The organism is Futiania mangrovi (genome assembly GCF_024158125.1).
In the GTDB taxonomy this organism is placed as follows: Bacteria; Pseudomonadota; Alphaproteobacteria; order Futianiales; family Futianiaceae; genus Futiania; species Futiania mangrovi.
This window is the reverse complement of sequence record NZ_JAMZFT010000001.1, coordinates 567,506-591,012: the sequence shown is the minus strand read 5'-3', so window position 1 is coordinate 591,012 and position 23,507 is coordinate 567,506. Positions and strand designations below refer to the sequence as shown.

Here is a 23,507-nt window from a genome sequence, read left to right as displayed (position 1 = left end):
GCCGGTCTCAGCGCGGGCTTGCCGCGCACCGGTCGCGGTCGTGCCATGAGTTGCCGGGGCGGCAGGGGGCGTTGCCGGTCCCCCCGCCGGGCGTCGGATTGGGGTGTCCGGCGGGCAGCGGCCGCCACGGGTCCGGCCCCTTGCCCGCAAGCACGCCCACGACTGCGAAGAAGGCGCCGGAGAAGACGCCCGCCGGCATGTCCTGAACGATGCCGGCGACGGTCGCTGCCGCCTCCCGGTCGGCGGTCCACAGTGCAGCGGCCGCACGCGCCAGGCCCGCGCCCGCGGCGGCCTGCACGGCCGGCCCCGCGCGCGAGGCAGTCGCCGTGATCTCCACCGCCGCGGCCGGGCACGCCCGCACAAGCTCGTCAAGCCGGGCGACAAGCTGCGGCCCACCGGCCGAATGGGCGCGGAAGACATCTTCCGCCATGCCGGGCGCGCAGGACGCCGCCGCAGCAAACCCCGCGGCCGGCAGCCCCCCGATTGCCAGTGCAACGGCGACCGCTGCGACCTTCCTGCGCGCCCGCATGGCCTTCTGCCCCCCAGGCTTGTCCCCACACGTGCGTATTAGGTGCGAAGTGTCAGCATCTTGCAACCTTCGGATGATTTTCGGTGGCAGATGTCTCCTAGAAGTAGCGTTCCGGCACCACGATCTGGTCGCCCGGATAGACCGGCAGGTCCGGGGCGGCCTTGTAGGTTCGGGCCACGCGCTCCCCCTCTGCCACGATGTGCACGACGCCCGTCCGCGCCCGGTAGCTGTAGCCGCCTGCCGCCGCGACCGCATCGAGCAGGCCGAGCCCCACGGCATAGGGATAGCTTCCCGGCCGCGCGACCTCGCCCAGAATGGTGTAGGGACGATAGACAGCGATCTGCGCACTGACCTTCGGATCGAGCAGGTAGCCATCCGCGAGGCGCCGCGCCACGGCCTCCTCCAGCTCCCGCACGCTCAGCCCAGCGGCCTGCACCGCGCCGATCAGGGGCATGGCGAGCGTGCCCTCGGCATCGACGGCAAACGTGCCCGACAGATTGTCCTCGCCGAAGACGATCAGCCGCACCTCGTCCCCGGGTCCGAGCCGGTAGAGCAGCGGCGCGCGCGCCTCCAGCGCCGGCCCGTCCGCGATCTCGACGCCTGCGGGCGTGCCAGTGCAGGCCGCCAGCGTCAGCAGCAGCAAGGCGGCGGCATGGCGCAAGGCGGTCTGCCACATGATGAGGGTCTCCCCGGAAGCCTGTGCGCGACGGGTTTCCTTATACCCGCTCTGCGCGTTTCGGCAATTCCGGGATCAACCCTCAGGTGCTGAGCGTGGTGCGCCGGTCGGCGTGCAGCACCGCGGCCGTAAGGCGTCCCGTCAGATAGGCGCCAGTGTCGACGCCCATGCGGTTCGGCTTGATCTGGGGGCGTTCGCTCGGAGTGTGGCCGTGCACGACGAACCGCTCGAACGGCTCTTCGTGCGCCAGGAACGCGTCGCGGATCCACGTGAGGTCGCGTTCGGTCTGGGCGTCGAGCGGCACGCCCGGCCGCACGCCCGCATGGACGAACAGGTAGTCGCCCTCCTCGTGCCGCACGGGCAGGGTCTCCAGGAACTCGCGGTGCGTCTGCGGCAGCGCGGCGGAGAGCGCGAGGCGCACCGCCTCGAACTCCGCCGCCGTGCGCGGCGCGGGCGCATCCGGCGCCAGCACGCCATAGGACATCAGCGTCTCCAGCCCGCCGAAGCGGCACCAGGCCGGGCCGCCCGAGGAATCCGCGAGGAAGGCGAGGAACGCTTCCTCATGATTGCCGCGCAGGCACACCCGCTCGAACCCGTCCGGCGGGTCGTCGGTCAGCCGGTCGATCACGCCCCGGCTATCCTCGCCCCGGTCGATGTAGTCGCCGAGGAAGACCAGCAGCCGCCGCTCCGCCTCGCGCCGCTCGGCGTCCCGCCGGATGCGGTCGGTCAGCGCGTCCATCAGGTCGGCGCGCCCGTGCACGTCGCCCACGGCATAGATCACCGTGTCGCCGGGCGCGCGCGGCCAGCCGCTTCCGGCATCGAGATAGGACTTCAGACGGGTCAGCACCATGTCGCCCATGTGGGGTTGCGCGGGGCCGCCGCCAAGACGGCCCCTCTCGCTCCCCCTATAGGCCGCCGTGGGCAAACGCCCAGTAAAGTTCCCGAGCCTTTGCCGCGACCGGTCCCGGTTCCAGCTCCCGGCCCTCGATCTGCGTGACCGGCACGACCTTGGAATAATTGCCGGTGGAGAAGATCTCGTCCGCCGCCAGGAACTCGTCATAGAGGATCGGCCGCTCGTGCACCGTCACGCCTGCCGCCTTCAGCAGCGCGATGACCCGCTGCCGCGTCACGCCGTTGAGGAAGGTGCCGTTCGGATAGGGCGTGTGCACCTCGCCGTCCTTGACCATGAAGACATTGGCGGTCGCCAGTTCCGCCACATAGCCCATGGCGTCGAGCAGGATGGCGTTGTCGAAGCCCTTTTCCTTCGCCTCCATCAGGGCGCGCGCCCCGTTCGGATAGAGGCAGGCGGCCTTTGCGTTCACCGGCGCGGTTTCGATCGTCGGGCGGCGGTAGCGCGACAGCGTCAGCGCCAGCTTGCGCCCCGGCTGCGGCATCGGCACCTCGTAGAGGCAGAGGCAGAAGCGCGTGGTCTCAGGATCCGGCGGCACGGAGAAGAAACCACCCTCCTCGGCCCAGTACATCGGGCGGATGTAGACCGCCTCGTCGGGAGAGAACTTCGCCATCCCCTCCTGCGCCAGCTCCAGCATCTCTCCGACGGCCATGAAGGGCTTGAGTTTCAGCGCCGCCGCCGACCGGTTCACCCGCTCGAGGTGCAGGTCGAGGTCGGGCGCCACCCCCTCGAACGCGCGCGCCCCGTCGAAGACGACCGAGCCCAGCCACATCCCGTGCGTGCGCGGCCCCATGATCTGGACGTTGCCCTCGTGCCAGCCGCCCTCGATCCACGTCCAGGTACGCGACCATTCCACCATGATAAGCCTCGTTGTCTGACTGTCTGCGGGCAGGTCCGGCCGGTCCCGAGCGGCCTGCCCCGTGTGCCGCCTATCGTCGCGATCCGGGCGCGAAAGGCAACCTTTCCGGGCCATAGCGTTAATGGCCTCTTAGCAAAGTCCATGCGACCTATAGGTGCAGAATTTCCCAGGCACGCGCAGGAAGGGAAACAAGGTCAGGGCATGTCTTCCACGGGAACCACGGCAGCGACATTGCGCCGCAAGCTCGGCATGGTCTCCGACCAGCTTGGCGAATATCCGCTTCTTCCGGTCGTGCTCGACTGCATGGGCCGCAGGCTGGCCGCGCGCGCGGGCGCGCTCTTCGGCACCGAGGCCGAGGTCAAGCCCGCCGCGATCCGCGTGCGCCGCTATGGCGAGGCTGCCACCGCGTTCGAGGGGCCTGCGCTCGCCTGCATCCTGTCGGTGGACGGCTGGGCCGTCTCCGCGCTGATCCGCCTGCCCGCCCCACTGGTGGAGCGCGTCGTGGAACGTCTCCTCGGCCATGCGGGAGATGCCGCCGCCGAGATACCGGAGGACTGGTCGCCCACCCCGCTCGACCGCCGTCTGGCCATGCGTTTTGCGGGCCTCGCGGCCGATGCCTTCTCGCTCGGCCTTACCGATGCGGCCCCCGATGCGGAGGCGCCCGCCGCGCACATTTCCGGCGCCGAGCTCGACATCGCGCGGGCTGCCGTGGCGCGACCGCAGACGCCCGCCATTCTCGCGGGCTTCGACCTGACGCTGGGAACCTCCGAGACGACCGACCGGATCGAGCTTCTGATCCCCATGCCGATGCTGGAGCCCGTCAAGCAGGTGCTCCGCCAGCCCTGGCGCGGCGACACGCGGCCCGATCCGGGCTGGTCGGAAACGCTGACCCGCCAGGTCGCCCGCGCGCCCCTGCCGATCGAGGCGGTGCTGCACCGGGTCACGCTGCCCGTTGCCGCGCTCGCCAAGCTCGAGGTGGGGTCCCTCGTGCCGCTGGAGATCGACCGAAGCCTGCCCGTCTCGCTGGAAATCGACGTGGGCGACGGCTCGGGCTACATGCCGCTTGCGCGCGGCCGTCTCGGCGCGCTGAAGGGGCAGAAGGGCATCCGCCTCGCAGACGACGGGCTCAGCGCCTTCGCCCAGCCATTCGCGGAACTGCACGACACCGTCGAAGGCGTCGCCGCCGCGGAAGCGGCCTGACCTTCAGCGCCTCACGATCAGGGCGTCGAGCGCCAGCACCCCCTCGCCGCGGGCCATCACGCGCACCGGGTTGAGGTCGACGCTCTCCACCGTATCGGCATGTGCAGCCCCAAAGAGCGACAGCCGGTGCGCGGCCTCCGCCAGCGCCTCCACGTCCGCGGGCGGCGCGCCCCGCACGCCGTCGAAGATGGCGCGCGCCCTGAGGTCGGCGATCATCGCGCGCGCTTCCTCCATGTCGAAGGGCGCGGCGCGGAACGTCACGTCCTTCAGCACCTCCACGTGGATGCCGCCGAGACCCAGCATCACCACCGGCCCGAACACCGGATCGCGCTGCACGCCCAGGATGGTTTCCACCCCCTCGCCCGCCATGGGCGAGACCAGCACGCCGTCGAGGCGGGCGCTTGCGTCATAAGCCTTCGCCGCCGCCATGATCGCGTCGAAGGCGTCTGCCGCCCCCTCCGCCGCCACATTGAGGCGCACACCGCCCGCGTCCGTTTTGTGCAGGATGTCGGGCGAGGCGATCTTCAGGGCGCAGGGCCGCCCGAAGGCGCGCACCGCGGCTTCCGCTTCCGCCGCTGTCGTGGCGAGCCGGTCCTCGACCACCGGAAGCCCGGCTTTCGCGAGGATCTCCTTTGCCTCCTTCTCGCCGAGCGGGCCGCTAGGCAGCGGCGCCATCTGCGGCACCGCGACGGCCATGCGGCCCTCCTGCCCTGCGAAGGAGCGGCCGAAGCCCATCAGCGCCGCGAAGGCGCGGATCGCGCGGACCGGATCCTCGTAGTTCAGAAGCCCGGCATCGGTGTAGCGCTTCAGCGCCTCCGGCCCGCCGACGATGGAGAGCGCCGTCAGGCGGTCCTCATAGCCCTCCAGCCCCTTCAGGATGCGGTCGCGCATCGTGTCGGCGATCATCGGCGAGGAGGCCGTCATCGTGAAGAAGGCGACCATCGCGTCGTAGCCGCCCTCGCGGTACATCGCCTGCAGGAACTGCGGCACGAGGTCTAGGTTGTTCAGCACTTGCGCCGTGATGTCGACCGGGTTGCGCACGGCGGCAAAGGGCAGAAGCTCCTTCAGCGTCGTTTGCGCCTCCTCCGGCATGGGCGCGACGTCGAGGCCCGCATCCTCCGCCGCGTCCGCCATCATCACGCCCGCGCCGCCCGAGATGGTGACCAGGCCGATGCGCTTGCCCGTGGGGTAGACGCCCGTCTGCGCTGCGTAGGCGACGTCGAGCAATTCCTCCACGGTCGAACCGCGATAGGCCCCGTACTGGCGCAACACGCCGTCATAGACCGCGTCCGCGCCGGCGAGCGCCGCCGTGTGCGACCGTGCTGCCTCCGCCCCGACCTCCGACCGGCCGACCTTGAAGAACAGCACCGGCTTCCTCGCCGCGCGCGCCTTCTCCAGGCTTGCGATCAGGCGGCGGCCGTCCTTAGCGCCCTCGACATAGGCGAGGATCACCTTCGTGCCCGGATCCTCCGCCAGGTGCCCGATCAGTTCCGACACGTCCACGTCGGATTCGTTGCCGGTGCTGATCCAGGTGCGGATGCCGATGCCCTTCTGGTTCGCGGTATAGAAGAGGTGGCTGCCGAACGCGCCCGACTGGGTCACGATGGCAAGCCCGCCCGGCGTCGGGAAGTTCCCGTCCACGGAGGACGAGAACGTCGGGTAGAAGCCCGCCGACGGGTTGAAGAGGCCGAGGCAGTTTGGCCCGATCACCCGCACGCCCGTTTCCCGCGAGATGGCCGTCAGTTCGGCCTGCAGCCTCTCGCCCTCCTCACCCACCTCGGCAAAGCCGGAGGAGAAGATCAGGCACGCCTTCGCCCCCTTTGCGGCGGACGCGCGCACGGCCTCGGCAACCCCGGCCGCCGGCAGCGCGACCAGCGCGAAGTCGATCTCGCCCGGCACGTCGCTGACCGTGGGATAGGCCGTGAGGCCCTGCACCGTCTCCCGGTTCGGGTTCACCGGTAGGATGTCGCCCTCGAAGCCCGCTTCCTTCATGTAGTGGATCGGCCGCCCGCCGATCCGCGAGGGGCCGTCCGACGCCCCGAGGATCGCCACCCGGCGCGGCGCGAGGATGTGTTGCAGGCTTGCAGGAAGATCGCTCACAGCGCTACCGATCCGAGCGACAGCCCACCGCAGACATAGATCGTCTGCCCGGTGGTGTAGCCCGCCTTGTCCTCGAGGAAATAGCGGATCGCATGCGCGACCTCGTCCGGCCGGCCCATGCGGCCAAGCGGCACCTTCGATTCGACCGCGTGCCGGGCCGCCGATCCGGGCGGCGCGTTCTCGGCGAAAAGTTCGGTGTCGATCGGACCGGGCGAGACCGTGTTGATCGTGATCCGGTGCGGCGCGAGGTCGAGGGCCGCCGTCCGCATCAGCCCCGTGAGCGCCGCCTTGGACGCCGAATAGACCGCGCGCCCCTCCTTGCCCAGCGCTGCCCGGCTGCCGAGCAGGACGATCCGCCCGAAGCGCGCAGCCTTCATCGCCGGGATCACCGCCTGCATGGATTGCAGCACGGCCCGCACGTTGAGCGCCATCGTCGCCTCGTAGTCCTCAAGCGACGCGCTCTCGACCGGCGCGATGCGCGCAAGCCCGGCATTGGCGACGAGGCGCGTGATGCGCCAGCGCTTCGCGACCGCTTCCAGCGCCGCGGCGGCGGCGCGCGCGTCCGTGAGGTCCGCCTCGACGAAGTCCTCGCCCTCGAAATCGTCGCCCGGCGCCCGGCGCGCCATGCCGATGACGGTTGCGCCCGCCGCGGCCAGGTCGCGCGCCACCGCGCGCCCGATGCCCCGGCTCGCGCCGGTGACCAGAACGGCCCCTTCCATCCCTTACCTCCCTGAACCGGAGGGCGCGGCCGTTGGTCCGGCCGCCGCCCGCATCCTCTTGCGTGTCGTTCCGGCCGTCAGCCGGCGTCGTGAACCGGCAGGCCCAGCAGCGCGCGGCGGCGCAGCCACAGGCTCGGCCGGTAGCGGTCGTCGCCGGTGATCGCCTGCAGATGCTCCATGATCGCGAGCGTCGTCCTTGCGCCCATGTCCTCCGCAATCTGCAGCGGGCCCAGCGGGTAGTTGAGCCCCAGTTGCAGCGCCGTGTCGATGTCGGCGGGCGTGGCGAGCCCGATCTGCGCGATCTCGCAGCCGAGGTTGGCGATCATCGCCCGCATCCGCTGCAGCACGAAGCCCGGCGAGTCCTTGATCGCCGTGACCTTGCGACCCGTGCCCGCGATGGCCGCTGCGACCGCGTCGCGGTGGGAAAGGTCTGCCCCCGGCGCGGTCATGACCGTCACGCGGCGGCTCGTGTCGCCGGTCACGTCGACGGCGACGAGGCGTTTCGGATCGGCCCCTGTCCGCACCGCGAAGGTCGTGGCGTCCTCGCCCATCGGGGCCGCGACCAGCGCCACCTTGCCGTCGTCCGCGCCGACCGCGATGCCTGCCTCCTCCAGCAGGCTCGCGAGCCGGTCGTTCCCCTCCACGACCGCGCATGCCGTGGCGGGCGTCGCGTCCGTCACATGGTCTGCGCCGGTCGCGTCGGTCGCCTTGCCGTCCGCGTCATAGGTGAAGTGCCCGGCCTTCGTCTTCCGGCCGTGGCGTCCCGCCTCGTAGAGCAGCTTGTGCTGCGGCGTGGTCCGGAGGCGCGCGTCGTATCCGAATTCGGAGAAGACGATCATGCTGACCGGATAGTTCACGTCGATGCCCGTCAGGTCCATCAGCTCGAACGGACCCATGCGGAAGTGCCCGCAGTCGCGCATGATGGCGTCGATCTGCGCCGGGGTGGCCACGCACTCCTGCTGGATGCGCAGGCCCTCCGTCGTGAAGGCCCGACCGCCCATGTTGACCAGGAAGCCCGGGCTGTCCGCCACCAGCACCGGCACCCGCCCCTGCCGCTTGCCGAGCGCCATGAGCGCCTGCGCGGTCGCATCCGACGTCTCCGGCCCGCGGATGATCTCGACGAGCTTCATCAAGGGCACGGGATTGAAGAAGTGCATCCCCGCGATCCGGCCCTTGTGCCTGCACACCCGCGCGATGGACGCGATCGGCAGCGAGGAGGTGTTGGACGCGATGATGCAGTCCTCGCGCACCACGCCCTCGATCTCCTGGAAGAGCGCGCGCTTGACCTCCAGGTCCTCGAACACGGCCTCGATGACCGCGTCGCAGGGCTTGAGGTCGTCGAGCCCCCTGGCGACCGTCAGCCGCCCGCGCATGGCGGCCGCATCCTCGGCCTTCAGCGTGCCCTTCTCGACCAGGCGGTCGATCCGCTTCAGCACCTGTTCGGCGCCCGCCGCGGCGCCACCCTCGCGCGCGTCGTGGACGACGACATTGAGCCCGCCCTGAAGGGAAACCTGGACGATGCCCTGCCCCATCGCGCCCGCGCCGACGACGCCAACGGTCGCGGTGGCCTTCTCGAAATCCACCATGTCAGACGCGCTCCACGACCGTTGCGATGCCCTGGCCGATGCCGATGCACATGGTGCAGAGCGCGCGGTTGCCGCCCGTCTCCTGCAGTTCCTGCACCGCCGTCATGATGAGGCGTGCCCCGCTCATGCCGAGGGGGTGGCCCAACGCGATGGCCCCGCCGTTGCGGTTCACGCGGGGATCGTCGTCGGCGATGCCGAGCATGCGGGCCGAGGCGAGCACCTGCGCCGCGAACGCCTCGTTCATCTCGATCACGTCGAGGTCGTCGGTCTTGAGCCCCAGCCGCTTCAGCAGCTTGTCGGACGCAGGCGCCGGGCCGATGCCCATGATGCGCGGTTCCACACCCGCGACCGCGCCCGCGACGAGGCGCGCCCGCGGCGTGAGCCCATATTTCTTCACCGCCGCTTCCGAGGCGACGATCATCGCGACCGCACCGTCGTTGACGCCGCTCGCATTGCCCGCCGTGACCGTGCCGCCCTCCTTGCGGAAGGGGGTGCCGAGCTTGGCGAGCTTGTCGACGGTCGTGCCCGCGCGCGGATGCTCGTCCTTGTCGACGACGATGGGATCGCCCTTGCGCTGCGGGATCAGGACGGGGACGATCTCCTTCGCGAGCCGCCCGTTTTCCTGCGCCGCCACGGCCTTCGCCTGGCTCCATGCGGCGAACCTGTCCTGGTCCTCGCGGCTGATCTGGAATTGCTCGGCCACGTTCTCCGCCGTCTCCGGCATGGCGTCGAGGCCGAATTTCTTGGCCATCACCGGATTTGGGAAGCGCCAGCCGATGGTCGTATCGAACATCTGGACGTTGCGCGAGAAGGGCTCGGTCGCCTTGCCCATAACATAGGGCGCGCGCGACATGCTCTCGACGCCGCCGACGACGACCAGCTCGGCGTCGCCCGTCCTGATCGCGCGTGCGGCCTGCACCGCCGCCTCCATGGACGACCCGCACAACCGGTTGACCGTCACCCCCGGAATGTCGGTCGAAAGCCCTGCGAGCAGGGCCACGTTGCGCGCTACGTTGCGGCTGTCCTCGCCCGCCTGCGTCACGCATCCGTAGATCACGTCGTCCACAGCGCCCCAGTCGACGTCGGGATTGCGGTCGATCAGCGCCTTCAGCGGCACGACGCCCAGGTCGTCCGTGCGCACCTGCGCCAGGCTGCCGCCATGACGCCCGATAGGCGTGCGCGCGGCATCACAGATAAAGGCTTCGGCCATGTCCATCCCTCCGACGGTGGTTCTGCGGGTTCTCCATGCGCGACGCGCATTGCCCGCGGTGTTTATCGCTCCGGCCCGGTCTGCCATAGTCGCCGCCGAGCCTGCGAAACGACGTTTCGGCGTGCAGAATAACGGGAGGAATGGCGATGGCAACCGACAAGCAACTGGTTCTCGTGGAGCGGCCGGAGGAGGGTGTGGCCCTCGTCCGCATCAACCGGCCGGAGGCGCGCAACGCGCTCAACATGGCTACGCGCAAGGCGCTGGCCGCCGCCTTCCTCGACCTGCACGACGACGAGAGCGTGCGCGCCATCGTGCTGACCGGCGACGATCAGGCGTTTGCCGCCGGCGCCGACCTCAAGGAGTTCATCGACGCCACCGCGATCGAGGTCCTGAAGCGCCGCTCCGAACGCTACTTCCAGGCGGTCTCCCGCGCGCCGCAACCCGTGATCGCGGCGATCAGCGGCTATGCGCTGGGCGGGGGGCTGGAGCTTGCCATGTGCTGCGACATCCTGATCGCGGGCGAAGGTGCGCAGCTCGGCCAGCCGGAGATTCGCGTGGGCATCATTCCGGGTGCGGGCGGCACGCAGCGCCTCACCCGCGCCATCGGCAAGTTCCAGGCGATGCGTCTCTGCCTCACCGGGCGGCCCATCGGTGCGGCGGAAGCGTTGCAGATGGGGCTCGTCAGCCAGGTCGTGCCGGACGCCGAGGTGCTGGAGACCGCGCTCAAGACCGCGCGCGACATCGCCCGCATGCCCCCGCTCGCCGCACAGGCCATCAAGGAGGCCATCGTGCTCGGCCAGGACGCGAGCCTCGAGGCCGCGCTCACGCTGGAGCGCAAGTCCTTCCAGGTCGTCTTCTCCTCCCAGGACAAGCGCGAGGGGATGCAGGCCTTCTTCGACAAGCGCCGGCCGGAGTTCAAGGGGGAGTAGCGCCCCCTCCCGTCATCGGCGGGCCTGCCTCTTCTCCCGTCATCCCCGGCACTACCCCGCCCTTATATTCAATCGTCATCCCCGGCCCCCGTGCCGGGGATCCATTATCGCCGACGCTCGCATGTGACGCGAAACCGGCAGCAAACGCCTCCCTCACTCAGCCACCGCCCCGGGCATGGGTCCCCAGCACGGGGCCGGGGACGACGGACATGTCGGTTAAATCCGCGCTTTACGCCCCCGCAGCCGCGCGCAGCCCGCTGACGGTGGCGAAGGCCGACAGCAGTTCCGCATCCGACCTCACGTCCACGACGACCGGCCCCTTGGCGGCCAGCGCCTGCGCGACGACGCCCTCCACATCCGAGGGCGCCGCGACGGTCAGCCCGTCCGCCCCGAAGGCGCGCGCCCATGCCGCGAAATCGGGATTGACGAGGTCCGTGCCCACGACCCGTCCCGGATAGGCCTTTTCCTGGTGCAGGCGGATCGTGCCGTAGGTCCCGTTATTGAGGATGAAGACCTTGACCGGCAGGTTGCGCGCGCACGCGGTCGCAAGCTCGTTCCCGGTCATCAGCGCGCCGCCGTCGCCGATGAAAGTCAGCGCCTGCCGGCCCGGATCGCGCAGCGCCGCCGCGACCGCGCCGGGCATGGCGAGGCCCATCGCGCCCCCGACCGAGCCGATGGCCCGCGTCGTTCCGTCCCAGCCCCACAGCTTGTGCACCCAGCTGGAGAAATTCCCCGAATCCGTGATGATCGTCGCATCCCGGTCGGCCCTGGCGCGCAGTGCCTGCACGACGCGGCCGAAGTCGACGCCACGGGGCAGATCGCGCGGCGCGAAGGCCGCACCCAGCGCGGCGGCGTGGGTCTTTTCCGCCCATGCCGTGCGGTCGCCCGCCCGCGTCGCGTTGAGGCTCGCCAGCGCCTCCAGCAGCGCCGCCGGGTCCGCCGCCAGCCCCACGTCGGTGCGGAAGACGCGCCCGATCTGGCCCGCGTCCGGGTAGACGTGGACGAGCGGCTGCCGCGGAACCGGCGCGGTGGGCAGCGTGTAGCCCTGCGTCGCCGTGTCGGTCAGCCGCGTGCCGATGGCGAGGATCAGGTCCGCCTGCGACAGCGTTTCGACGAGCGGCTTCGGGATCTTGAAGCCGAGGTACCCGGCATAGAGCGGCGAGGCATTGTCGAAGATATCCTGCCGCTTGAAGCTCAGCGCGACCGGGATCCCATGGTGCGCCGCGGCACGCGCAAGTGCGGCGCGCCCCCGTTCGCTGTCGAGCGCGCCGCCCGCGACGATCAGCGGGCGCTCTGCCTTTTCGAGCAGCGCCGCGACGCGCGCCACGTCCTCCTGCGACGGGCCACCCGCGGCCACCGGCAGGGGCGGTACGACGTCTGCTGCGCAGGCGTCCTCCAGCATGTCCTCGGGCAGCACGATCAGCACCGGGCCAGGCGTGCCGGACATGGCGACGTGGAAGGCGCGCGCGACCACCTCCGGCAGGCGTTCTGCGTCGTGCACCTCCCACACGCCCTTGGCCATGTCGGAGAAGGTCTTGCCGTAGTCGACCTCCTGGAACGCGCCCCGCCCGCGCTCGTGCCGGGCGACCTGCCCGACCAGCAGGACGAGCGGCGCTGCATCCTGCTCGGCCAGGTGCACCGCGATGGAGGCATTCGTCGCCCCCGGTCCCCTGCTCACCGCCGCGACGCCCGGCCGCCCCGTCAGCTTGGCGTCGGCGAGCGCCATGAAGCCCGCTCCCGATTCGTGGCGCGTGACCACCACGTCGATGTCGTCGGCATCATGCAGCGCGTCGAGCAGCGCGAGATAGCTCTCGCCGGGAACGCAGAACACACGGTCGACGCCATGGGCGCGGAGCGCTTCGACGAGCCGCGCGGCAGCGGTGGAGGCCATGGGCGAAAACTCCTCGGTTCGATTCTTTGTCACGGTGCGGCGACCGCGCCCTTGTCGTGGCCGCCGGTTTCGGCTTAGCCTGATCTGCGAAACAGCGTTCCGCAAGACGGACCGTTCAAGAAGCTGTTCTGCATGACAGGGAGGTCTGAACACATGCGTCTTCACGTATATGCGGCGTCCATCGCGGCCGCCTGCGCAATGGCTCTCGGGTCCGCTTCGGCCCAGGACATCAAGCTTCCGGGCCAGATCGCCTGGACCGCCTACGACACGGGCTCTGCGGGCTACAACCAGGCCGTGGCGATCGGCGGTGCGTTGAAGAACGAACTGGGGGTCGACCTGCGCGTCCTGCCCGGCAAGAACGACGTCTCGCGCAACGAGCCGCTGCGCCAGGGACGGGTCCAGTTCTCCGCGACCGGTGTCGGCGCGAGCTTCATGGCGCAGGAGGGCGTGTTCGAGTTCGGCGAGAAGCGTTGGGGACCGCAGGCGATCCGCGTCCTGCTGGCCAACAACGGCAACATCAACCTCGCGGTGGGTGTCGCGGGCGACATCGGCGTCAAGACCTATGCCGATCTGAAGGGCAAGCGCGTCGCATGGGTGCGCGGCGCGCCGGCGCTCAACGTGAACGTGACCGCCTATCTCGCCTTTGCGGGCCTGACCTGGGACGACGTGATCAAGGTCGAGTTCGGCGGCTTCGGCGATTCCTGGAACGCCATCATCAACGGCCAGGCGGACGCGGCGTTCGCCGCCACGAACTCCGGCAAGGTCTACGAACTCGAGGCGAGCCCGCGCGGCATCGTCTGGCCGCCGCTGCCGCACGAAGATACCGAGGGCTGGGCGCGCATGCGGGCCATCGCCCCGTTCTTCCAGCCGAACATGGCGACCGTCGGCGCGGGCATGTCCAAAGAGAATCCATATGAGGGCGGCGCCTATCCCTATCCGGTGCTGACCGCTTACGAGAGCCAGGACGGCGACCTCGCCTACAACATGACGAAGGCGATGGTGGAGCTGTTCCCGCAGTACGACGGAAAGGCGCCGGGCATCGGCGGCTGGGCGCTGGAGCGGCAGAACTTCAAGTGGGCCGTGCCCTATCACGACGGCGCGATCCGCTACTTCAAGGAGAAGGGCGTCTGGAACGACGAGGCGCAGGCCCACAACGACCGCCTGCTCGAGCGTCAGCGCGTGCTGGCACAGGCATGGCAGGAGGCGCTCACTCTCGATGTCGCCGACGACAAGTGGGAAGAAACTTGGGTCCAGAAGCGCCGCATGGCGCTCGAGGCCGCGGGCTTCGACCCGGTCTTCTGATCGCGCTCACGAACCAGACGTCCTGAGACGGCGTCCTTCGGTGAACCCATGAGGGGCGGTTGCAAGGCCGCCCCTCTTTCGATCCGGACCCTTGCGTGCGACCGGCCGCCCCGTTCGCTGCCCCCGTGCGCTTCAGCCTGCCGAGTTTGCCATGCCGAACGCCAACGACCAGACAGCCGGTCCGTCCTCGCAGGAGGGCAGCGTGCCGCCCAAACAGATCGCCGACGGCGTGCGCACGCGCGCACTGTCCGGCCCGTTCAAGGCCGTGGTGGTCGTCCTGACGCTGGCGGCGCTTCTGATCTCGGTCAACCAGCTCTTCAACCTGCAGCTGTTCGGCCTGGTCGTGCTCGAGGGGGCCTATCTCTACCTCCTGGCGGGTGCGTTTCTCGCAATCACCTTCCTCGTTTTCCCACCCTTCGCGACGGAGAGCGACCGGGTCCCCTGGTACGACGTGCTGTTGTCGGCGGTCTCGCTTGCCGTGGCCTTCTGGTTCGCGTGGACCTCGGACCAGAGCCTGACCGAGGGGTGGGAGTATGCAGCCCCCGACGATGCGCGCTATCTCTCGGTTGCTCTCTGGGTCCTGGTTCTGGAGGCGGCACGGCGCGCGGGCGGCACGGTCATCTTCCTCGTCGTGCTGTTCTTCGGCCTTTACCCGACGTTTGCCGACATGGTGCCGGGACCGGTCTCGGGCTATCCGCTGCCCTTCTGGGACGCGATTCCCTTCCACATGATCTCGAGCGAAAGCTCCTTCGGCATCCCGATGCGCGCCTTCGGCACGCTGGTCATCGGCTTCATCGTCTTCGGCGCCGCGCTACAGATGACGGGCGGCGGCGCCTTCTTCAACAATCTGGCGCTCGCCATGGTCGGCCATCTGCGCGGCGGCGCGGCAAAGGTCGCGATCTTCGCCAGCGGCTTCATGGGATCGATGTCGGGCAGCGTGATCTCCAACGTTCTGACCACGGGCGCGGTCTCCATCCCGGCCATGAAGAAGTCGGGTTTCCCGGCGCGCTACGCCGCGGGGACGGAGGCGTGCGCGTCGACCGGCGGCGTGCTGATGCCGCCTGTCATGGGCACGACGGCCTTCATCATGGCGTCGTTCCTGGGCATCCCCTACATCCACATCGCGCTCGCTGCGGCGATCCCGTCGGTCCTTTATTATTTCGGCCTGTTCGTGCAGATCGACGCCTATGCCGCCCGGCGCGGGCTCAAGGGCATGCCGCGCGAGGAGCTGCCCTCGATGCGCGAGACGATGCGCTCGGGCTGGTTCTATCTTTTCGTCTTCGGCCTGCTGATCGTGTTCCTGATGGTGCTGAGGCAGGAGACGTGGGCCCCTTTCTACGCGACCGCGCTGCTGCTGGTGATCAACCAGTTCTCGAAGACGCACCGGCTGTCGCTTTCGGGCTTTTTCAACCTCGCATTCGCCATCGGCAAGGCGCTGGCGGAGCTTGTGGCCGTGCTCCTTGGCATCGGTCTCGTGGTGGGCGCGTTCTCCGCGACGGGCCTTGCCGGCACGCTCGTCAACGACCTCGTGTTCCTCGCCGGCGGCTCCGTCTTCATGCTGCTGCTGATGGGGGCGATCACCAGCTTCATCTTCGGCATGGGGATGACGGTGACGGCCTGCTACATCTTCCTTGCCGTGGTGCTCGCGCCCGCGCTCGTGCAGGCGGGCTTGAACGAGCTGGCCGTGCACCTCTTCATCCTCTACTGGGGCATGGTGTCCTTCATCACGCCGCCGGTGGCGCTGGGGGCGTTCGCGGCCGCGACGCTCGCCCGGACGAGCGCGATGGGCGCCGGGTTCGAGGCGATGCGCCTCGGCTCCGTCATCTACATCGTGCCCTTCTTCTTCGTGCTGAACCCGGCCCTGATCGGCGAGGGCGGCGCAATCAACGTGACCCTCAACATCGCCACGGCGCTCGTCGGCGTGTGGTTCCTGGGCTCGTCGCTGCAGGGCTATCTCGCGGGCTTCGGCTCGATTGGCGGCAGCCCGCTCGCGCTCGCGCTGCGCCTTCTGCTGTTCGTCGCGGGCATCGCCTTCATCGTGCCGAACGGGGTGGTGTTCGGGCTCGGCCACTTCACCATGTCGGGGATCGGCGTGCTGCTCGCGGCGCCCGCCGCGTTGTTCGCCCGGGCGCGGCGGCAGGCGAGCCTCGCTGCCGCCTGAGACCGCAACGGCGGGGGGCCGCTCAGGCGATCTCCCGCAGCCGCGCCTTCAGAAGCTTGCCCGTCGACGTCGCGGGCAATTCCTCCATGACGACATAGCGCGAGGGCCGCTTGTAGGGCGCGAGCCGCGACTCCACGAAGGCGCGAAGTTCCGCCTCGTCGAGCGTGCGTCCCGGCACCGGCTGGAGGAAGGCCACCACCTCCTCGTTGCCGTCGATTTCCTTGCCCACGACCGCCGAGATGGCGACGTCCGGGTGGCCGGTCAGCACCGCTTCGACCTCCGGCGGATAGACGTTGAAGCCCGACCGGATGATGAGTTCCTTGAGCCGTCCGACGACGTAAAGCTCCCCCTCCTCCGTCATGCGGCCGAGGTCGCCGGAGCGGAAGAAACCGTCCGCCGTCATCACCGCCTCGGTCTGCGCCGGATCGCGGTAATAGCCCTTCATCACCAGGCGCCCGCGCACCTGGATCTCGCCGACCGCACCGGGGGCCAGCGCCGCGCCCGTTTCCGGATCGGCGATGCGCACCTCGACGTCCGGCATCAGCTTGCCGGAGCTTGCGTCGCGCGCCGGCGCATCCGTCGGCGTCGTCGTGACCGTGGGCGAGGTCTCGGTCAGACCGTAGCCGTTGTGCAGCGGCTGGCCCCACATCGCCTCCATCGCGATCTTCAGCCCGATGTCGAGCGGCGCACCGCCCGAGGACATGTAGCGCAGCCGCGGCGCGGGCAGCGGCGCGCCCCGGACCTTGGCGAGCGAGACGAGGCGCGCGTGCATCTGCGGTACGCCCTGGTAGATCGTCACGCCGTCCTCCGCCAGCGCGCGGGCGCACTCCTCCGCCTGGAAGCGCGCCACGGCGTCGAGCCGCGCGCCCTGGTAGAGCGTGCCGCACAGCACCGAGGCGAGGCCGAACACATGGCTCATCGGCAGCACGCCATAGACCCGGTCCTCGCGGTTGAGGAAGCGTGTGACCGACGACCGCCCGGCGACGAAGACGAGATTGTCGTGGGTCAGCATCACCCCCTTCGGCGCACCCGTCGTGCCGGAGGTGTAGATCAGCGCCGCGACCTGCTCTACAGGATCGGCGGAGACGGGCTCGGGCCAAGAGGGCTCCAGCACCCGGACGCGCGCGCCGAGCTGGCCGAACGCCGCGTCCTCGGCCGCGCCCAGCCGGTCGGCCTGGTGGCGCGCATCGTGCGAGGCTGCATCCGTGAAGACCATGACGCGCGGTCCGCAGTGGTCTGCAATGGCATCGATCTCCCGGTCCGACAGGCGCGCGTTGAGCGGCACCGCCCACGCCCGCATCCGCGCGCAGGCCAGAAGCGTCACCGCACCCGCGACCGAGTTCTCGAGCACGATCGTCACCCGGTCGCCAGCCTGGACGCCCAGTTCGGCCAGCCGCTCCGCCATCCGGTCGACGGCGGCGTCGAGCGCGCTATATGAGAGGCTCAGGCGGCCGTCGCCGACCGCCACCCGCTCCGGCGTCACCCCCGCCCAGTGCCGGACCGGCTCGTCGAGCCAGCGGAACCGGCCGATGGGCAGTTCGGGCGCCCCATGCGGCGCCGGCGGAACGGGCGGCGCGAGCGTCGGCGCCACCTCCCCGGCCTCTGTCATCCGCGCAACTCCCTCAGCATCTCGCGGGCGATGATGATCTGCTGGATCTGCGAGGTGCCCTCGTAGATCCGGAAAAGGCGCACGTCGCGGTAGAACCGCTCGATCCCGTAGTCGGCGACATAGCCCGCGCCGCCGTGGACCTGCACGGCCCGGTCGGCCACGCGCCCCACCATCTCGGAAGCGTAATACTTGCACATGGCGGCGAGCTTCGTCATCGGCTCGCCCGCGTCCTTGCGCCGCGCCGCGTCGTGCAGCAGGGCTTCCGCAGCCGCGCACTCGGTCTCGCTGTCCGCCAGCATCGCCTGGATCAGCTGGAAGTCGGCGATGGGCTTGCCGAACTGCTTGCGTTCCGCGGCATAGGCGAGCGAATCCGCGATCAGCCGCTTGGCCACGCCCACGCAGACGCCGGAGATGTGGAGCCGCCCGCGGTCGAGCACCTTCATCGCGGTCTTGAAGCCTTGGCCCTCCTTGCCGCCGATCAGCGCGTCGGCGGGCACCTTCACGTCCTCGAAGATCACGTCGGAGACATAGGTGCCGCGCTGGCCCATCTTCTTTTCGGGCTTGCCCATGCGGATGCCGTCGGTGTGGGCGTCCACGATGAAGGCGGAGACGCCGCGCGCCCCCGGCTCGCCCTGGTCCGTGCGCGCCATGACGGTCAGCACGTCCGCCCTCAGCGCATTGGTGATGTAGCGCTTCGTGCCGTTGAGCACGTAGCCGTTGCCGTCCCGGTCGGCGCGGGTCTTGAGCGCACCGGCGTCCGATCCCGAATCGGGCTCTGTCAGGCAGAAGGAGCCGATGATATCCCCCGATGCCATTCCGGGCAGATACTTCTGCTTCTGCTCCTCGGTGCCGTCCATGACGATGCCCTGCGCGCCGATCCCGACATTGGTGCCGAAGATCGACCGGAACGCGGGGGAGGTATGCCCCAGCGCGACGGCGACGCGGGCCTCTTCCGAGCAATTGAGGCCGAGCCCCCCGAACTCCTCCGGGATGGTCAGGCCGAAGAGCCCCAGCTCCTTCATCTCCTCGACGATGGCGTCGGGGACCTTGTCCTCGGCATCGACCTGGGCTTCCGCGGGCCGCAGGCGTTCGGCGACGAAGCGCTCGATCGTGTCGAGCAGACTGTTGAAGGTCTCCGCATCCAGCGCCATCGGTCGTTCTCCTGATTTCCTTTTCTCCCGCCCGCGGAGTATAAAAACGGAACTGGGTTTCGCAATGCGGTTCCCTTGCGTGTCGGGTCTGCGCGGGCTGCCATCCCGCGCCTGGCCCGTTCAAAACGCGCGAGAGGTTGTTTTGAAACGGCGGCCGCATCTGTAAGATGACCGCCAAAAGTTCGCCCGCCCCCCTGGAGTGTCTCTCATGAAACGTCCGCCCAAGCCGATAGCCGAAGACGCGGGCTGGATTCCGGACGAGTTCGAGGGCGAGCGCCATTTCGTGACGGCGCTCGCACGCGGGCTCGAGATCCTGCGGTGCTTCCGCAAGGGGGAGCTTGGGCTCACGAACGCCGATTTCGCAGAACGGACGGGCCTTCCGAAAGCGACCGTCTCGCGGCTGACATTCACGCTGACCAAGCTCGGCTATCTGACGCTGTCGCCGGACAGCGGGCGCTACCGGCTGGGGGCTGGGGTTCTCTCGCTCGGCTACTCCATGCTGTCGGGTCTCGACATCCGCACCCGTGCGCGCCCCCTGCTGCAGGAACTGGCGACTGCGGCGGACGCATCCGTCGCGCTCGGCGCGCGCGACCGCCTCGCCATGGTCTACCTCGAATGTGCGCGCGGGCCGGGCACGGTGACGCTCAGCCTCGACGTGGGTTCGCGGGTGACGCTGGGCACGTCGGCCATGGGCCGCGCCCTGCTCGCCGCCCTGCCGGACGGGGAGCGCGACTACCTGCTGCGCGCCATGAAAGACCGGATGCCCGACGCCTATCCCCGGATCGTGGAGGGGGTGGAGCGCGCACGCGAGGAGATCGCCGCCCAGGGCTTCTGCACCTCCTTCGGCGACTGGCAGGCCGACGTGAACGCCGTCGGCGTCGCCATCCTCAATGACGAGGGCGCGCCGATCTTCGGCCTCAACTGCGGCGCACCGGCCTTCAAGCTCTCGCAGGAGCGGCTGATGCAGGAGTTCGGCCCCCGCCTCGTGGAGATCGCAGCGATCCTCGGCCGCGGCACCGTCTGACCGGTTGTCCCATTCCCCTTTTGGCCCGGTGCCGCAGCGCGACCTCGCTGCGGCGCAAAAAATCGTGTCCGGCGCCCTGTTGGGCTATTGCGTTTTAGAATAGTTCCATTATATGCCTGTTCGTGACGGCGGCGACGGCCTGTCGCGCGCTACCAAGGTTTTGAAAACGCAACGGAAACGAGAGAGGTTTCAATCATGCTCGGTGTTGGCGATCGTCTCCCCGAATTCAAGGTCCTGGCTGCGAAGCCCGGCTTCATGAACCCCGAAGAGAACGGCGAGAGCGCGTTCGAGGAGATCACGGAAGCGAGCTTCCAGGGCAAGTGGAAGCTCATCTATTTCTATCCGAAGGACTTCACCTTCGTCTGCCCGACGGAGATCGTCGAGTTCGCGAACATCAAGGACGACCTCGAGGATCGCGACTGCGTGCTCCTTGGCGGCTCGACGGACAACGAGTTCGTGAAGCTCGCATGGCGCCGGGCGCACCCGGACCTCGCGAACCTCAACCACTACTCGTTCGGCGACACGACGGGCGCGCTGGTCGACGGGCTTGGCGTCCGCTCCGAGGAAGGCGTGGCCCTGCGCGCGACCTTCCTGGTCGACCCGCATGGCGTCATCCAGCACGTTTCGGTCAACAACCTCAACGTCGGCCGCAACCCGAAGGAGACGCTGCGCATCCTCGACGCGCTGCAGACGGATGAGCTTTGCCCCTGCAACCGCTCGGTGGGCGGCGACGTCCTGCGCCCCGCGGCCTGATCTCTCTCCCCCGCGAGACGGGGCCGGCGGACCGCCGCCGGCCCCACCCTTCCCCGAACGCTGGAGACCCGCACCCATGTCGATCGAGACGCTGAAGTCGGCACTGCCCGACTACGCCAAGGACATCAAGCTCAACCTGTCCTCCATCGCCAATGACGAAAGCCTGGGCGCGCAGCGCCTGTGGGGCACCCTCGTCGCCTCCGCGCACGCCACGCGCCAGCGCGACGTGATCGCCGCCATCGAGGCGGAGGCTGCGGACAAGCTTGCGCCCGAGGCACTGAAGGCCGCGCGTGCAGCCGCCGCGATCATGGCGATGAACAACATCTACTACCGCTTCGTGCACCTCGCGTCCGCGCCGGACTACAAGACGCTGCCCGCCAAACTGCGGATGAACGTCATCGGCAATCCGGGTGTCGAGAAGGCGGATTTCGAGCTTTGGTCGCTCGCCGTCTCCGCGATCAACGGCTGCGGCGCATGCATCGACGCGCACGAGGCCGAACTGCGCAAGCATGGCCTGAAGCCCGCCGAGATCCAGACCGCCGTGCGCATCGCCTCCGTCGTGAACGCGGTGGCTGCCGTCCTCGACGGCGAGGCCGCGCTGCAGTCCTCCCTGGCGCAGGCGGCCTGACCCCCAAAAGGTACGCCTGACACGCCTGACGGCCGCCCGCTCCCCCCGGGCGGCCGTTTCCTTTTTCGCGCGCGGATCAGCCCGTGGCGAGCCGGTAGGCGAGTTCCGCCGCCGCCAGATCCTCGAGCGACGCCCCCACCGACTTGAAGAGCGTGATCTCGTCCGCCGACGTCCGTCCCTTGTGCCGCCCGCTGCAAAGATCGAAGAGGTCGGCGGCGATGTCCCCCTCCCCCAGCGCGCCCTCGGCGATGGCCTGCACCACGTCGCCCGCTTCCTTCAGCGCACCGGCGCGGGTGTCCACGAAGACCCGCGCGCGGGCCAGCGCGTCCGCATCGCTCTCCCGCATCTGCGGCGTGAACGCGCCCACGAGATCGACGTGCATGCCGGGCGTGAGCCACGCCCCGCGCACCAGCGGCACCCGCGACAGTGTCGCCGCGCTTACCGTGTCCGCCCCCCTCACGGCTTTCTCGAGATCGGGCTCGGCGGCCGCCTCTATGCCCAGCCGCGCCGAGAGATCGGCGGCCAGCGCCGCCGCCTTCTCCGCAGAGCGTCCCCAGACCGTGACATGGGCATAATCGCGCACGGCCCGGTGCGCCTCCACAAGGTTGGGCGCGAGCCGCCCGGTCCCGATCACCGTCAGGCGGCGTGCATCCTTGCGCGCGAGATAGCTCGCCGCCAGCGCGCTCGCCGCTGCCGTCCGCCGCGCGGTCAGTTCGCCGCCGTCGAGCAGGGCGACCGGCGCGCCCGTGTCGCCCGAAAAGAGCACGTAGAGGCCCGCGACGGCGGGCAGCCCCCGCGCGCTGTTGCCGGGCGTGACCTTGACGATCTTCACCCCCAGCTCGCCCCCGTCGCGCCAGCAGGGCATCAGCAGCAGGGTCTTGTCCGGCTCGCCATGGCCCGCGACCGTGTGATGGTGCCGCACCGGCGAGACGATGGTGCCGTCGAAGCCCTTGCGCAGTGCCTCGACAAGCTCGGGCCAGGGCAGAAGCTCCCGCATCCGCGCCCGGCCGATGACCGGCACGTCCGCGAGGTCGCCGAAGCCTTCCGCCTCCCGCCCGTCTCCCGTCATGGTCAGTTGCAGATCTCGAAGAGGCCCGCCGCGCCCATGCCGCCGCCGACGCACATGGTCACGACCGCGTATTTCGCCTTGCGCCGCCTGCCTTCGAGGATCGCGTGGCCCGCGAGCCGTGCGCCCGACATGCCATAGGGATGGCCGACCGCGATGGCCCCGCCGTTGACGTTCAGCTTCGCCGGGTCGATGCCCAGCTTGTCGCGGCAATAGAGGACCTGCACGGCGAACGCCTCGTTCAGTTCCCACAGGTCGATGTCGTCGACGCTGAGCCCGTGGCGCTTCAGCAGCCGCGGCACGGCGAACACGGGGCCGATGCCCATCTCGTCGGGCTCGCACCCCGCCGCCACGAAACCGCGGAAGATGGCGAGCGGCTCGATCCCCCGCTTCTCCGCCACCTTGGCGTTCATCACCACGCTGGCCGAGGCGCCGTCGGAAAGCTGGCTCGCATTGCCCGCCGTGATGCACTTGCCCTCGCCGCGCACCGCCTTGAGGGCCGAAATACCCTCGAACGTCGTGCCGGGGCGCATCCCCTCGTCATGGTCGAGCGTCACCTCGTGCTGGCTCGCCTCGCCCGTCTCCTTGTTGACGAGCGTCATCACCGTCGTGATCGGCACGATCTCGTCCCGGAAGATGCCCGCCTTGTGGGCGGCTTCGGTACGCTGCTGGCTTTCCGCGCCGTAGCGGTCCTGCGCCTCGCGCCCGATGCCATAGCGTTCGGCGACGATTTCGGCGGTGTCGATCATCGGCATGTAGACCTCGGGCTTCATGTCGAGCAGGCCCTGGTCCTTCGCCATGAAGGCGTTGCGATGCTCGTTCTGCACAAGGCTGATCGATTCCATGCCGCCGCCGACCGCGACATCGAGACCGTCGAACATCACCGCGCGCGCCGCGACCGCGATGGCGTTGAGGCCGGAGGCGCACTGCCGGTCGATGGTCGTGCCGGAGACGCCGACGGGAAGCCCTGCGCGCACCGCGCACTGGCGCGCGACATTGTAGCCGGTCGTCCCCTCCTGCATGGCGCAGCCCATGACGATGTCCTCGACCTCCGCCGGGTCGATCCCGGCCCGCGCGATGGCGTGGCTGATCGCGTGGGCGCCGAGCGTCGCCCCTTGCGTGGAGTTGAGCGAGCCACGGTACGCCTTGCCGATGGGCGTGCGGGCGGTGGAGACGATGACGGCGTCGGTCATGGAAGGCACCC

20 protein-coding genes are annotated in these 23,507 nt (G+C 69.6%); 7 read left to right on the top strand and 13 right to left on the bottom strand.

The features are described from left to right. Positions 1-7: 7 nt before the first annotated feature. From NJQ99_RS02925 to NJQ99_RS02910, 4 genes are all read right to left on the bottom strand, one after another. On the bottom strand, positions 8-529 hold the full coding sequence (locus tag NJQ99_RS02925) for a hypothetical protein (protein ID WP_269331300.1): 522 nt from the start codon (positions 527-529) through the stop codon (positions 8-10). A gap of 97 nt (positions 530-626) precedes the next feature. Then, the gene (locus tag NJQ99_RS02920; protein ID WP_269331299.1) at positions 627-1,205 is read right to left on the bottom strand and encodes a polysaccharide biosynthesis/export family protein; all 579 of its coding nucleotides are present in this window, start codon (positions 1,203-1,205) and stop codon (positions 627-629) included. Between the two features lie 82 nt (positions 1,206-1,287). Then, positions 1,288-2,064: a metallophosphoesterase family protein gene (locus NJQ99_RS02915; RefSeq protein WP_269331298.1), complete on the bottom strand. Its 777-nt coding sequence runs from the start codon at positions 2,062-2,064 to the stop codon at positions 1,288-1,290. 46 nt (positions 2,065-2,110) lie between these two features. After that, complete coding sequence (locus NJQ99_RS02910; RefSeq protein WP_269331297.1) at positions 2,111-2,974, bottom strand: branched-chain amino acid aminotransferase; 864 nt, start codon at positions 2,972-2,974, stop codon at positions 2,111-2,113. A gap of 201 nt (positions 2,975-3,175) precedes the next feature. Here NJQ99_RS02910 and NJQ99_RS02905 point away from each other — a divergent pair, with 201 nt between their 5' ends. Further along, positions 3,176-4,174: a FliM/FliN family flagellar motor switch protein gene (locus NJQ99_RS02905; RefSeq protein WP_269331296.1), complete on the top strand. Its 999-nt coding sequence runs from the start codon at positions 3,176-3,178 to the stop codon at positions 4,172-4,174. A gap of 3 nt (positions 4,175-4,177) precedes the next feature. On the opposite strand, the gene NJQ99_RS02900 is transcribed toward NJQ99_RS02905, so the two are convergent. The 4 genes from NJQ99_RS02900 to pcaF all read right to left on the bottom strand — a co-directional run bounded on the left by NJQ99_RS02900 (position 4,178) and on the right by pcaF (position 9,789). After that, entirely contained in the window at positions 4,178-6,274 is a 2,097-nt protein-coding gene (locus NJQ99_RS02900; RefSeq protein WP_269331295.1) for an acetate--CoA ligase family protein, read from the bottom strand. Continuing rightward, entirely contained in the window at positions 6,271-6,993 is a 723-nt protein-coding gene (locus NJQ99_RS02895) for an SDR family oxidoreductase (protein WP_269331294.1), read from the bottom strand. The genes NJQ99_RS02900 and NJQ99_RS02895 overlap by 4 nt, the downstream gene beginning before the upstream one ends. Positions 6,994-7,070: 77 nt before the next feature. Beyond that, positions 7,071-8,579 carry a 3-hydroxyacyl-CoA dehydrogenase gene (locus NJQ99_RS02890; protein WP_269331293.1) on the bottom strand — a complete coding sequence of 503 codons (1,509 nt, stop codon included), beginning with the start codon at positions 8,577-8,579 and terminating at the stop codon, positions 7,071-7,073. Position 8,580: 1 nt separating this feature from the next. Continuing rightward, complete coding sequence (pcaF, locus tag NJQ99_RS02885; protein ID WP_269331292.1) at positions 8,581-9,789, bottom strand: 3-oxoadipyl-CoA thiolase; 1,209 nt, start codon at positions 9,787-9,789, stop codon at positions 8,581-8,583. A gap of 146 nt (positions 9,790-9,935) precedes the next feature. Between pcaF and NJQ99_RS02880 the strand changes: the two genes are divergently transcribed. Beyond that, the gene (locus NJQ99_RS02880; RefSeq protein ID WP_269331291.1) at positions 9,936-10,718 is read left to right on the top strand and encodes an enoyl-CoA hydratase-related protein; all 783 of its coding nucleotides are present in this window, start codon (positions 9,936-9,938) and stop codon (positions 10,716-10,718) included. 229 nt (positions 10,719-10,947) lie between these two features. Here the strand turns inward: NJQ99_RS02880 and NJQ99_RS02875 are convergent, their stop codons facing one another. After that, a complete protein-coding gene (locus tag NJQ99_RS02875; RefSeq protein ID WP_269331290.1) occupies positions 10,948-12,609 on the bottom strand; it encodes a thiamine pyrophosphate-dependent enzyme in 1,662 nt (553 codons plus the stop codon). Between the two features lie 153 nt (positions 12,610-12,762). Here NJQ99_RS02875 and NJQ99_RS02870 point away from each other — a divergent pair, with 153 nt between their 5' ends. Next, the gene (locus NJQ99_RS02870; protein ID WP_269331289.1) at positions 12,763-13,911 is read left to right on the top strand and encodes a TAXI family TRAP transporter solute-binding subunit; all 1,149 of its coding nucleotides are present in this window, start codon (positions 12,763-12,765) and stop codon (positions 13,909-13,911) included. A gap of 151 nt (positions 13,912-14,062) precedes the next feature. Then, entirely contained in the window at positions 14,063-16,072 is a 2,010-nt protein-coding gene (locus NJQ99_RS02865; RefSeq protein WP_269331288.1) for a TRAP transporter permease, read from the top strand. Between the two features lie 22 nt (positions 16,073-16,094). Here the strand turns inward: NJQ99_RS02865 and NJQ99_RS02860 are convergent, their stop codons facing one another. After that, positions 16,095-17,681 (bottom strand): class I adenylate-forming enzyme family protein, encoded by a 1,587-nt coding sequence (locus tag NJQ99_RS02860; RefSeq protein WP_269331287.1) that lies wholly within the window; start codon positions 17,679-17,681, stop codon positions 16,095-16,097. Next, the gene (locus NJQ99_RS02855) at positions 17,678-18,832 is read right to left on the bottom strand and encodes an acyl-CoA dehydrogenase family protein (RefSeq protein WP_269331286.1); all 1,155 of its coding nucleotides are present in this window, start codon (positions 18,830-18,832) and stop codon (positions 17,678-17,680) included. The genes NJQ99_RS02860 and NJQ99_RS02855 overlap by 4 nt, the downstream gene beginning before the upstream one ends. 208 nt (positions 18,833-19,040) lie before the next feature. Here NJQ99_RS02855 and NJQ99_RS02850 point away from each other — a divergent pair, with 208 nt between their 5' ends. The 3 genes from NJQ99_RS02850 (at position 19,041) to NJQ99_RS02840 (ending at position 21,237) form a co-directional block, all read left to right on the top strand. Beyond that, positions 19,041-19,856, top strand: coding sequence for an IclR family transcriptional regulator (locus NJQ99_RS02850; protein WP_269331285.1), 816 nt, complete (start codon positions 19,041-19,043; stop codon positions 19,854-19,856). A 195-nt stretch (positions 19,857-20,051) separates the two neighbouring features. Then, positions 20,052-20,609, top strand: coding sequence for a peroxiredoxin (locus NJQ99_RS02845; RefSeq protein WP_269331284.1), 558 nt, complete (start codon positions 20,052-20,054; stop codon positions 20,607-20,609). A 76-nt stretch (positions 20,610-20,685) separates the two neighbouring features. Beyond that, on the top strand, positions 20,686-21,237 hold the full coding sequence (locus NJQ99_RS02840) for a carboxymuconolactone decarboxylase family protein (protein WP_269331283.1): 552 nt from the start codon (positions 20,686-20,688) through the stop codon (positions 21,235-21,237). Between the two features lie 76 nt (positions 21,238-21,313). Here the strand turns inward: NJQ99_RS02840 and lhpI are convergent, their stop codons facing one another. Then, a complete protein-coding gene (gene lhpI, locus NJQ99_RS02835; RefSeq protein ID WP_407933354.1) occupies positions 21,314-22,258 on the bottom strand; it encodes a bifunctional Delta(1)-pyrroline-2-carboxylate/Delta(1)-piperideine-2-carboxylate reductase in 945 nt (314 codons plus the stop codon). A gap of 50 nt (positions 22,259-22,308) precedes the next feature. Beyond that, positions 22,309-23,496 carry an acetyl-CoA C-acyltransferase gene (locus NJQ99_RS02830; RefSeq protein ID WP_269331281.1) on the bottom strand — a complete coding sequence of 396 codons (1,188 nt, stop codon included), beginning with the start codon at positions 23,494-23,496 and terminating at the stop codon, positions 22,309-22,311. Between the last annotated feature and the right edge of the window lie 11 nt (positions 23,497-23,507).

Excerpts from the sequence above, each read along its gene's own strand:
- NJQ99_RS02925 (WP_269331300.1), bottom strand. The coding sequence starts at position 529 with ATGCGGGCGCGCAGGAAGGTCGCAGCGGTCGCCGTTGCACTGGCAATC.
- NJQ99_RS02920 (WP_269331299.1), bottom strand. The coding sequence starts at position 1,205 with ATGTGGCAGACCGCCTTGCGCCATGCCGCCGCCTTGCTGCTGCTGACG.
- NJQ99_RS02915 (WP_269331298.1), bottom strand. The coding sequence starts at position 2,064 with ATGGGCGACATGGTGCTGACCCGTCTGAAGTCCTATCTCGATGCCGGA.
- NJQ99_RS02910 (WP_269331297.1), bottom strand. The coding sequence starts at position 2,974 with ATGGTGGAATGGTCGCGTACCTGGACGTGGATCGAGGGCGGCTGGCAC.
- NJQ99_RS02905 (WP_269331296.1), top strand. The coding sequence starts at position 3,176 with ATGTCTTCCACGGGAACCACGGCAGCGACATTGCGCCGCAAGCTCGGC.
- NJQ99_RS02895 (WP_269331294.1), bottom strand. The coding sequence starts at position 6,993 with ATGGAAGGGGCCGTTCTGGTCACCGGCGCGAGCCGGGGCATCGGGCGC.
- NJQ99_RS02890 (WP_269331293.1), bottom strand. The coding sequence starts at position 8,579 with ATGGTGGATTTCGAGAAGGCCACCGCGACCGTTGGCGTCGTCGGCGCG.
- pcaF (WP_269331292.1), bottom strand. The coding sequence starts at position 9,789 with ATGGCCGAAGCCTTTATCTGTGATGCCGCGCGCACGCCTATCGGGCGT.
- NJQ99_RS02880 (WP_269331291.1), top strand. The coding sequence starts at position 9,936 with ATGGCAACCGACAAGCAACTGGTTCTCGTGGAGCGGCCGGAGGAGGGT.
- NJQ99_RS02875 (WP_269331290.1), bottom strand. The coding sequence starts at position 12,609 with ATGGCCTCCACCGCTGCCGCGCGGCTCGTCGAAGCGCTCCGCGCCCAT.
- NJQ99_RS02870 (WP_269331289.1), top strand. The coding sequence starts at position 12,763 with ATGCGTCTTCACGTATATGCGGCGTCCATCGCGGCCGCCTGCGCAATG.
- NJQ99_RS02865 (WP_269331288.1), top strand. The coding sequence starts at position 14,063 with ATGCCGAACGCCAACGACCAGACAGCCGGTCCGTCCTCGCAGGAGGGC.
- NJQ99_RS02860 (WP_269331287.1), bottom strand. The coding sequence starts at position 17,681 with ATGACAGAGGCCGGGGAGGTGGCGCCGACGCTCGCGCCGCCCGTTCCG.
- NJQ99_RS02855 (WP_269331286.1), bottom strand. The coding sequence starts at position 18,832 with ATGGCGCTGGATGCGGAGACCTTCAACAGTCTGCTCGACACGATCGAG.
- NJQ99_RS02850 (WP_269331285.1), top strand. The coding sequence starts at position 19,041 with ATGAAACGTCCGCCCAAGCCGATAGCCGAAGACGCGGGCTGGATTCCG.
- NJQ99_RS02845 (WP_269331284.1), top strand. The coding sequence starts at position 20,052 with ATGCTCGGTGTTGGCGATCGTCTCCCCGAATTCAAGGTCCTGGCTGCG.
- NJQ99_RS02840 (WP_269331283.1), top strand. The coding sequence starts at position 20,686 with ATGTCGATCGAGACGCTGAAGTCGGCACTGCCCGACTACGCCAAGGAC.
- NJQ99_RS02830 (WP_269331281.1), bottom strand. The coding sequence starts at position 23,496 with ATGACCGACGCCGTCATCGTCTCCACCGCCCGCACGCCCATCGGCAAG.